Annotated in this window: 1 rRNA gene (running past one end of the window); it reads right to left on the bottom strand. The window is 56.6% G+C overall.

Going from position 1 to position 2,505, the window contains the following annotated elements:
• Positions 1-31: 31 nt before the first annotated feature.
• Positions 32-2,505, bottom strand: a 23S ribosomal RNA gene (locus ACFYXV_RS34075); it runs 152 nt beyond the window's last position.

Below are 2,505 nucleotides of genomic sequence, written 5' to 3'. Positions count from 1 at the left end.
TTCAGAACTAACACAGTGGACGCGAGCAACTGAGGACAAGCCCTCGGCCTATTAGTACCAGTCAGCTCCACCCGTTACCGGGCTTCCACATCTGGCCTATCAACCCAGTCGTCTACTGGGAGCCTTACCCTCTCAAGGAGGTGGGAATACTCATCTTGAAGCAGGCTTCCCGCTTAGATGCTTTCAGCGGTTATCCCTCCCGAACGTAGCCAACCAGCCATGCCCTTGGCAGGACAACTGGCACACCAGAGGTTCGTCCGTCCCGGTCCTCTCGTACTAGGGACAGCCCTTCTCAATATTCCTACGCGCACAGCGGATAGGGACCGAACTGTCTCACGACGTTCTAAACCCAGCTCGCGTACCGCTTTAATGGGCGAACAGCCCAACCCTTGGGACCGACTCCAGCCCCAGGATGCGACGAGCCGACATCGAGGTGCCAAACCATCCCGTCGATATGGACTCTTGGGGAAGATCAGCCTGTTATCCCCGGGGTACCTTTTATCCGTTGAGCGACGGCGCTTCCACAAGCCACCGCCGGATCACTAGTCCCGACTTTCGTCCCTGCTCGACCCGTCGGTCTCACAGTCAAGCTCCCTTGTGCACTTACACTCAACACCTGATTGCCAACCAGGCTGAGGGAACCTTTGGGCGCCTCCGTTACCCTTTGGGAGGCAACCGCCCCAGTTAAACTACCCATCAGACACTGTCCCTGATCCGGATCACGGACCGAGGTTAGACATCCAGCACGACCAGAGTGGTATTTCAACGGCGACTCCACCCCAACTGGCGTTGGGGTTTCAAAGTCTCCCACCTATCCTACACAAGCCGAACCGAACACCAATATCAAACTGTAGTAAAGGTCCCGGGGTCTTTCCGTCCTGCTGCGCGAAACGAGCATCTTTACTCGTAGTGCAATTTCACCGGGCCTATGGTTGAGACAGTCGAGAAGTCGTTACGCCATTCGTGCAGGTCGGAACTTACCCGACAAGGAATTTCGCTACCTTAGGATGGTTATAGTTACCACCGCCGTTTACTGGCGCTTAAGTTCTCAGCTTCGCACACCCGAAAGTGCACTAACCGGTCCCCTTAACGTTCCAGCACCGGGCAGGCGTCAGTCCGTATACATCGCCTTACGGCTTCGCACGGACCTGTGTTTTTAGTAAACAGTCGCTTCTCGCTGGTCTCTGCGGCCACCCCCAGCTCACGGAGCAAGTCCGATCACCAGTGATGGCCCCCCTTCTCCCGAAGTTACGGGGGCATTTTGCCGAGTTCCTTAACCATAGTTCACCCGAACGCCTCGGTATTCTCTACCTGACCACCTGAGTCGGTTTAGGGTACGGGCCGCCATGAAACTCGCTAGAGGCTTTTCTCGACAGCATAGGATCATCCACTTCACCACAATCGGCTCGGCATCAGGTCTCAGCCTTAACGAGGGACGGATTTGCCTACCCCTCGGCCTACACCCTTACCCCGGGACAACCACCGCCCGGGCTGGACTACCTTCCTGCGTCACCCCATCGCTTACCTACTACAAGTCTGGTTCGTCGGCTCCACCACTTTCCTTTCCCCGAAGGGTCCGGAACGGCTTCACGGACTTAGCATCGCCTGATTCGATATTGGGCGTTTCAAAGCGGGTACCGGAATATCAACCGGTTGTCCATCGACTACGCCTGTCGGCCTCGCCTTAGGTCCCGACTTACCCTGGGCAGATCAGCTTGACCCAGGAACCCTTAGTCAATCGGCGCACACGTTTCTCACGTGTGTATCGCTACTCATGCCTGCATTCTCACTCGTGAACCGTCCACAACTAGCTTCCGCTGCTGCTTCACCCGGCACACGACGCTCCCCTACCCATCACAGCGGGCGTTGGCCCTATTGCTGCAATGACACGACTTCGGCGGTACGCTTGAGCCCCGCTACATTGTCGGCGCGGAATCACTTGACCAGTGAGCTATTACGCACTCTTTCAAGGGTGGCTGCTTCTAAGCCAACCTCCTGGTTGTCTCTGCGACTCCACATCCTTTCCCACTTAGCGTACGCTTAGGGGCCTTAGTCGATGCTCTGGGCTGTTTCCCTCTCGACCATGGAGCTTATCCCCCACAGTCTCACTGCCGTGCTCTCACTTACCGGCATTCGGAGTTTGGCTAAGGTCAGTAACCCGGTAGGGCCCATCGCCTATCCAGTGCTCTACCTCCGGCAAGAAACACACGACGCTGCACCTAAATGCATTTCGGGGAGAACCAGCTATCACGGAGTTTGATTGGCCTTTCACCCCTAACCACAGGTCATCCCCCAGGTTTTCAACCCTGGTGGGTTCGGTCCTCCACGAAGTCTTACCTCCGCTTCAACCTGCCCATGGCTAGATCACTCCGCTTCGGGTCTAGAGCGTGCAACTCAATCGCCCTATTCGGACTCGCTTTCGCTACGGCTTCCCCACACGGGTTAACCTCGCTACACACCGCTAACTCGCAGGCTCATTCTTCAAAAGGCACGCAGTCACGACCC

The organism is Streptomyces sp. NPDC002181, assembly GCF_042890485.1.
In the GTDB taxonomy this organism is placed as follows: Bacteria; Actinomycetota; Actinomycetes; order Streptomycetales; family Streptomycetaceae; genus Streptomyces.
Note: the sequence above shows the minus strand (reverse complement) of the source record. Positions and strands in the feature narration are given on the sequence as shown.